The sequence below is a fragment of the Methyloglobulus sp. genome, from assembly GCF_046714055.1.
GTDB lineage: Bacteria > Pseudomonadota > Gammaproteobacteria > Methylococcales > Methylomonadaceae > Methyloglobulus.
The window spans coordinates 1-6,271 of the sequence record NZ_JBKKBJ010000210.1 but is presented as its reverse complement, the minus strand read 5'-3'; the positions used below and the strand labels follow the sequence as shown (position 1 = coordinate 6,271).

11 protein-coding genes are annotated in these 6,271 nt (G+C 44.5%); 6 read left to right on the top strand and 5 right to left on the bottom strand.

The annotated features are described in order from the left end of the window. Window positions 1-269 (top strand): hypothetical protein (locus tag ACLQ6D_RS12815; protein WP_411727700.1); only part of this gene is annotated, 269 nt, incomplete at its 5' end. Between the two features lie 34 nt (window positions 270-303). Here ACLQ6D_RS12815 and fdxA read toward each other — a convergent pair. From fdxA to ACLQ6D_RS12790, 5 genes are all read right to left on the bottom strand, one after another. Then, on the bottom strand, window positions 304-627 hold the full coding sequence (gene fdxA / locus ACLQ6D_RS12810; RefSeq protein ID WP_411727698.1) for a ferredoxin FdxA: 324 nt from the start codon (window positions 625-627) through the stop codon (window positions 304-306). A 150-nt stretch (window positions 628-777) separates the two neighbouring features. Then, window positions 778-1,044: a tetratricopeptide repeat protein gene (locus ACLQ6D_RS12805; protein ID WP_411727697.1), complete on the bottom strand. Its 267-nt coding sequence runs from the start codon at window positions 1,042-1,044 to the stop codon at window positions 778-780. Then, window positions 1,026-1,349, bottom strand: coding sequence for a hypothetical protein (locus ACLQ6D_RS12800; protein ID WP_411727696.1), 324 nt, complete (start codon window positions 1,347-1,349; stop codon window positions 1,026-1,028). Before ACLQ6D_RS12800 ends, ACLQ6D_RS12805 begins: the two co-directional genes overlap by 19 nt. 166 nt (window positions 1,350-1,515) lie before the next feature. Then, window positions 1,516-1,992 (bottom strand): CYTH domain-containing protein, encoded by a 477-nt coding sequence (locus tag ACLQ6D_RS12795; protein ID WP_411727695.1) that lies wholly within the window; start codon window positions 1,990-1,992, stop codon window positions 1,516-1,518. 12 nt (window positions 1,993-2,004) lie between these two features. Then, window positions 2,005-2,238: a CDGSH iron-sulfur domain-containing protein gene (locus ACLQ6D_RS12790; RefSeq protein ID WP_411727694.1), complete on the bottom strand. Its 234-nt coding sequence runs from the start codon at window positions 2,236-2,238 to the stop codon at window positions 2,005-2,007. A 211-nt stretch (window positions 2,239-2,449) separates the two neighbouring features. Between ACLQ6D_RS12790 and ACLQ6D_RS12785 the strand changes: the two genes are divergently transcribed. From ACLQ6D_RS12785 to ACLQ6D_RS12765, 5 genes are all read left to right on the top strand, one after another. After that, complete coding sequence (locus tag ACLQ6D_RS12785; RefSeq protein ID WP_411727693.1) at window positions 2,450-3,139, top strand: SDR family oxidoreductase; 690 nt, start codon at window positions 2,450-2,452, stop codon at window positions 3,137-3,139. A 6-nt stretch (window positions 3,140-3,145) separates the two neighbouring features. Continuing rightward, window positions 3,146-3,667 (top strand): DUF3455 domain-containing protein, encoded by a 522-nt coding sequence (locus ACLQ6D_RS12780; RefSeq protein WP_411727692.1) that lies wholly within the window; start codon window positions 3,146-3,148, stop codon window positions 3,665-3,667. Window positions 3,668-3,822: 155 nt separating this feature from the next. Continuing rightward, window positions 3,823-4,002 (top strand): hypothetical protein, encoded by a 180-nt coding sequence (locus tag ACLQ6D_RS12775; protein ID WP_411727691.1) that lies wholly within the window; start codon window positions 3,823-3,825, stop codon window positions 4,000-4,002. 809 nt (window positions 4,003-4,811) lie between these two features. Next, the gene (locus ACLQ6D_RS12770) at window positions 4,812-4,931 is read left to right on the top strand and encodes a helix-turn-helix domain-containing protein (RefSeq protein ID WP_411727690.1); all 120 of its coding nucleotides are present in this window, start codon (window positions 4,812-4,814) and stop codon (window positions 4,929-4,931) included. 441 nt (window positions 4,932-5,372) lie between these two features. Next, window positions 5,373-5,858, top strand: coding sequence for a tyrosine-type recombinase/integrase (locus ACLQ6D_RS12765; protein WP_411727688.1), 486 nt, complete (start codon window positions 5,373-5,375; stop codon window positions 5,856-5,858). Window positions 5,859-6,271: the final 413 nt, after the last annotated feature.

Below are 6,271 nucleotides of genomic sequence, written 5' to 3'. Positions count from 1 at the left end.
GCCCATTTCAACAGCGCAGCAGGCGTGACCCCGGACAGTTTCGCCATAAAACCATAAGGACCCTTGCCAAGCGCACACAAAACCACTGCAAACGCACGCCGGATGGCCGCATTGGGCTTCTTCCTTCTGTCCCCGTCAACAAAATTACAACCGCAATCCTTGCACTGGTGACGCCGCTTCCCACGGACAATGCCGTTTTTAACAATCGCGCCCTCATTACCATGCTTGCAGACAATCATCAGAATGCTCCTTTTTTAGTGGCATCTTAATCATTATCTTTCTAATTTAGTAAATACTCTCAAGTTATTTTTCCAACAATTCTAATTTTCCTGTTTTTCCGTTCCAGTCATCAGCGTCCGGCAAAGGTTTCATCACTTCAGTGATGACAGGCCACTGTTTCGATAGTTGGGCATTCAATTCAATAAAGATTTCTTGTCCTTCGGGGACTTCATCTTCAGCAAAGATGGCATTAGCGGGACATTCAGGCTCGCATAAGGTGCAATCAATACACTCGTCAGGATCGATCACCAAAAAGTTGGGGCCTTGATGAAAGCAATCGACCGGACACACATCGACACAGTCTGTAAATTTACATTTAATACAGTTTTCGGTGACTACAAAAGTCATATATATTCGTTACCAGGAAAATTTTAAATAAAGGTCGTTACTGGGGCGATATTCTAGCAGAATCTGACTGCCTATAGAACAAAAGACTGGCGAATAATATAAGAGTATTTAGAACGTGGGGTTAAAAATGCTTATTGGTAAATATTTCAGCTATCTTAGGCTTGCCGAATTAAATAGCGATAAAAACGCATTTTTTACCCCATTGATTTTTCTATTTTTTGTGTTGGCAAGCGCAAGTTTTACTTCGTCTTTGAGTCTGCTGACCGCAAAGAGTTGTTCTCCCCTAGAAGGGGCCGATATTGCCCTCTCAAAATATTTTTGCGCTTCTTTGGGTTGGTTGTTTGCCAGTAAGAAGTCACCGTAAAAATAATTTGCATCAATGCCGTTCGGATTGATTTTTAATGCTTCCTGAAACATTTTTCTGCTTTTTCAGCATCACCAAACGCAATCGTCCAGTTGGGAGCCATGTAATAAAGTGTGGCTAGCGTTACATAGGCGGAACCGTTCGCTGTTTGTGGGTTTATTTTAATGGCTTTAAGTAATAAATCCCGTGATTTATGAATGGTTTTGAGTGCAGTAAAGCCATCTTGCTGCTCTGCATGCGTTGCTATTATTAAAGCTTGCCAAAAAATAGGGTCGGCTGCAATGGGAAATTGATCGGCCAGTTGCGTTGTCTTTTTTAGCAGGGCATCATAGGCTTCCCCCTGCCTGTATTTAGGCAAGGTGTAGTAAATTGATGCCCATTCCGACTCAATTGCCTGGACAGAAAGGGGTTATATCTTCTGCAAAGCACTGGATGGATAGTATCAATAATGCAACAAATGTTGTTATTTTCATACATCCACTATAAAACAATAATTGATATTATTCAATAGGTGTATGAAATATCTATTTATTGTTCCATTTTTTGTAGGGATTGGCGACCAGATTATTGTTGTAATAACGCAAATCGTGCGTGACTTCCGCGCCTAGCCAAGGTGGTTTCAGGAAAGTTTTTCCAATTTCTGGGAGTTCAATCTCGGCAATAATCAGGTCTTTGTTGTCGCCTTCAAACTCGTCAATTTCCCACATATTATGGTCATTAGGCACAAAATGCCGGGTTTTTTCTATTAACGGTTTACAACACAGGGTGTTAATGATTTCGTCAGCATCAGATAACGGAATTTCGTACTCGAACTCTAGCCTTTCCGTGCCTACGGTTGCGCTTTTAATATTCAGCCAGCCTTGATTGTCGGCAATCCGAATCCGTATTGAACTTGAAGGCTGCGAATTTAAGTAGCCTTGTTTGTACTTTATGGATTTTTGGACATGCCCTCGCCAATCATCGTTGGTAAGCAAAAATTTATGTTCAATTTCTATAGCCATAACAGTTGAGTTTTATTTTTTACACTGGATTTGGTCGCAATAAGGTGGGGTCTGGGTTTCGGAGCAACCGCATAAAGCTATGGGTCCTGTTTTTTCAGCAAAGAATTTAAACGATTTTTTTGTCGATTTTTCCCTGTGGGAATGATCGCATAACGGCATGGTTTGGCTATGGCCGCATGTACACCAGGAATAGCGCTCCCCCTCTTGTGCATCTACAAACAGGGGATTATTGGTTTTTGTTGTCATAAGATTGTATTGGCTGAATGATTGATTTTGCTGATTATAAGATAATTCCAACATGTGATGATATTCTATGAAGGTGGAGTGCAAACGGTCAGCCGCACATAACCACCTTTGGAAGCAGGAAAGGAGGCTCATGTAGCATCAAAACTAAGTCCTGCTTGACAGTTAAGGCTTGTCGTGTTTATTTTGTTGAAAGAATTCGAGGAGTGTTGCCATGCCAACAGTTTTGATTACCGGGGCCAATCGCGGCTTGGGCCTGGAATTTTGCCGTCAATATGCAGATAAGGGTTGGAATGTAATTGCCTGTTGCCGCAATCCAGGACAGGCTGGTGAGTTAAAGGCATTGGGCCAACGCAATGGCTCTGTGCAGGTTGAGGCGTTAGATGTGGCACATCCCGATCAAATCGATAGCTTGTCCAAAAAGTTGTTGGATACCAGCATTGATGTGTTGATCAATAATGCTGGCATCTATGGCGACCGTCACGGTTTCGGACAACTGGACTACCAAGCCTGGCTTAACACCTTGGTCATTAATACCCAGTCACCCATGAAGATGGCGGAAGCCTTTTTGCCGCAAATCAAACGCGGCAGCAAAAAGCTGATAGTTAACATAAGCAGCTTAATGGGGAGCATTTCCGATAACGGCAGCGGCGGCAGTATCCTTTACCGCTCAAGTAAGGCAGCATTAAATGCCGCGATGAAAAGCATCTCGATCGACTTAAGGGATCAGGGTGTCGGTGTGTTGATTTTTCATCCCGGCTGGGTAAAAACAGATATGGGCGGCGCGAATGCCTTAATTGATGCCAAGACCAGTGTAGGTGGTATGTGTGCGTTGATAGAAAACTTTACCCTGGCGCACTCTGGCGCTTTTATTAAATATGATGGCAAACCCATGCCTTGGTAGATATTAATGTTCAATAAACTCGTTTTTTCGATTGTTTTATTCACGCTCTGTTACCGACAGGTCTTAGCTGATACAGCAATACCGGACGCAATCAAAGTACCCGAAGGAAATAAGTTGCAATTGACAGTCCATGCCAAGGGCGATCAGATTTACCAGTGTGTACTCGATGCGGGTGTTTATACATGGAAATGGCAAGCGCCTGATGCCAAGTTGTTTGATAGCCAGACTCAAGCCTTGGTCGGAAGTCACGGCGCTGGGCCAAGCTGGGAGTACCGGGACGGTAGTAACGTAAAAGCTAAGGTCATCCAAAAAACCGATGCCCCGGACAAGAATTCTGCCCCTTGGTTGTTGCTTGAGGTCACAGGGCATAAAGGCGATGGTTTGCTGGCTCAGGCCAGTTATATTCAGCGCATCAATACCCAGGGCGGGGTGGCGCCTTCATTAGCTTGCGATGCTAATCATCTAGGCGCAGAGAAAAGGATACCTTATAGTGCGGACTATACTTTCTATAGCAAGGAGCTGCTTTAGTATTAAATTTAATGTAACTGATCAGTGTTTTCAAACCAACGGCTTTATTTCACCACAGAGAACACGAAGATATGGATAGTGTTGATATTTATGAACAAGGGCTGCTATATTGTGTTAGACCATTCACACCATAGCCTACAAAGAGCCTAAAAGACATGACCTACGATGAAATTGTAAAACTTTCCGAGCCGTTGAGCTATCGAGACAAATTCCGACTGGCACAGCTTCTAATTCAGTTGGCAAGGAAGGAAGAAGAGGAGGAATACCCTGAAGAGAGAGAAATTATAAACACATCTGGAGCAGAAGTCGTCCAGTATGTGGCGGAACGGTTGTAGAAACTGAAGCCAACAAAGAAAGTCACATTACTGAACGCAATTGGTGCGATGTTTCAGTTCCAAGGGGGCATCTCCGATGCAGATAAAGACCGCATTGTTTCCGAATTGCAGAAACAACGGCGAATCACTATTGAGCAAAATGGTCGAGTTTCTTATCCAGAATAGAAGCCAGCCTATCAAGCCCTTGGGTTCGCGTAGAAGTAGAGCTACGTAATAAATCCCGCGTCATACCTTGGGACGTGGTAACGAATCCTGGTCAATATCTAGCAGGTGCTTAACCTTGCCTTCAATTTCTTTCTGCTATCCAGAATCGAATCAAGACCATACAAAAAGGTGCCACCATAACCTATGATCGTGCAGTCGAATGGTTATCTACGGCGGGAGGAAAACTCATTAACGTCATGCTTCAAGTCCATATCGGCGATTGTGGCGAGGTTCTCTCCCAACTTGTCAGATCGGGCGTCCCCCGCCGACTAGAGCCATACAAGAATATCGGATTTGATAACCTGGAGGTTGCAACATGAAAAACCTACCTCATAATCACACAACATCGCCTACGGGTGAGGCGTTAGGTGGAGCAGTTGCGGAACCGAGCGTTGCGCCCGTAGGCGTATAACACCAAAACTAGAGAAACAAGGTTTTCCCGATTTTAACGCTGTTATTTCAGGTGCTTTTCGTGAACTATGCCCTTTTTGTGGTCTTATTATCACGAATCCAGAAAATTTCATCATTTCTTTCAGGCTTCAACCATCTGGCGAATATCTTAAGGTGCAGCTTTGTCGGAAATGTCGAGATAAGGAGCTATCACAATGCAAACTCTAACGCTCGAACAAGCCGCTGAATTATTACGGATGCACAAGGTAAAGCTACGCAATAAAGCCCATTCTGGCAATGTACCAGCCGCCAAGGTGGGTAAACGCTGGAATTGATCTTACAGATTGGTTACGGTTACAATACTCGCCGCTGGCGTTGCAGGGTGACAAACCAACGGAGGTAAAATTATATCGCTCTACAAACGTAAAGACAGTAATCAATGGTGGGTTAATATCAACGTCAACGGACGACGAATACAAAAAAGCACTGGGACTGATGACCGAAAATCCGCCGAAGAATACCATGACCGGCTGAAAGCCGATCTATGGGAACAAATACGGCTAGGGGTTAAACCTAGTTATTTTTGGCAAGATGCCGTTGTCCGATGGCTGAATGAGACGCAGCACGAGGCGTCGCGGGTTCACGACCTAAAGCATCTACGCTGGCTAGATCAGCATTTCAATGGATTAAGGCTAGATGAAGTAAATCGTGATCTTTTGGACAAAATAACTCAAGCGAAACTAGAAACAGGCGTTAGCAATGCCACGGTGAACCGAATGCTTGCTCTCGTTCGCTCTATCCTTCGCAAAGCATCGCTCGAATGGGAGTGGTTAGTCAAATCGCCAAAAGTCAGGATGTTGTCCGAACCGAATCGGCGTATACGCTGGATAACTAGGGATCAGGCGGATTGCTTACTTTCTGGATTGCATGGCCACGTAAAAGCAATGGTATGGTTTAGTTTGGAAACTGGCTTAAGGCAAGCCAAGGTAACGGGTTTGCGTTGGACACAGATAGATTTAACCCGCCGTTGTGCCTGGATACATCCAGACCAAGCCAAAGCGCGGAGGGCTATATCCGTGCCATTATCTAAACCTGCCGTAGTGATACTTCGTGAACAATTGGGCAAGCATTGGACGCATGTTTTCAGCTACAAAGGCAAGCCCATTGTCCAAGTGAATAGCAAGGCATGGCGTCAAGCGTTGCAGCTATCGGGGGTTGATAGTTTTAAGTGGCATGACTTACGGCATACCTGGGCAAGCTGACACGTACAAGCCGGTACGCCGTTACATGTATTGCAAGAGTTAAGCGGTTGGGAATCTGTCGATATGGTTCGCCGTTATGCCCACTTGTCCAGTGAGCATTTGCCGGCTATGTTGATCGGTTTTCGGCATTGCGTACTGTTGGGAGTGAGTCCGGCGGTTACGATTTAGCTACGGTCAATAAAATTTGTCTAATTAGAGCTAAGGCGTTGATTTTTGGCTCCCCCGGACGGGCTCGAACCGCCGACCTAGTGATTAACAGTCCCATAATATCAATAACTTACAATACTTCAAAACAGGCAACGATAGGTAAATCAATAGATTACGAAATATTGACTTTTGTCAGTTTTTGTGCGTTGTCGCCAATAGTTTTTAGAGATTGCCCCGTTAGTGTCCCAATTTTCACCAAGGGACAT

What these genes read in the sequence shown, in the direction of transcription:
- fdxA (WP_411727698.1), bottom strand. Translation starts at nt 627, where the DNA reads ATGACTTTTGTAGTCACCGAAAACTGTATTAAATGTAAATTTACAGAC.
- ACLQ6D_RS12805 (WP_411727697.1), bottom strand. Translation starts at nt 1,044, where the DNA reads ATGTTTCAGGAAGCATTAAAAATCAATCCGAACGGCATTGATGCAAAT.
- ACLQ6D_RS12795 (WP_411727695.1), bottom strand. Translation starts at nt 1,992, where the DNA reads ATGGCTATAGAAATTGAACATAAATTTTTGCTTACCAACGATGATTGG.
- ACLQ6D_RS12790 (WP_411727694.1), bottom strand. Translation starts at nt 2,238, where the DNA reads ATGACAACAAAAACCAATAATCCCCTGTTTGTAGATGCACAAGAGGGG.
- ACLQ6D_RS12785 (WP_411727693.1), top strand. Translation starts at nt 2,450, where the DNA reads ATGCCAACAGTTTTGATTACCGGGGCCAATCGCGGCTTGGGCCTGGAA.
- ACLQ6D_RS12780 (WP_411727692.1), top strand. Translation starts at nt 3,146, where the DNA reads ATGTTCAATAAACTCGTTTTTTCGATTGTTTTATTCACGCTCTGTTAC.
- ACLQ6D_RS12775 (WP_411727691.1), top strand. Translation starts at nt 3,823, where the DNA reads ATGACCTACGATGAAATTGTAAAACTTTCCGAGCCGTTGAGCTATCGA.
- ACLQ6D_RS12770 (WP_411727690.1), top strand. Translation starts at nt 4,812, where the DNA reads ATGCAAACTCTAACGCTCGAACAAGCCGCTGAATTATTACGGATGCAC.
- ACLQ6D_RS12765 (WP_411727688.1), top strand. Translation starts at nt 5,373, where the DNA reads ATGCTTGCTCTCGTTCGCTCTATCCTTCGCAAAGCATCGCTCGAATGG.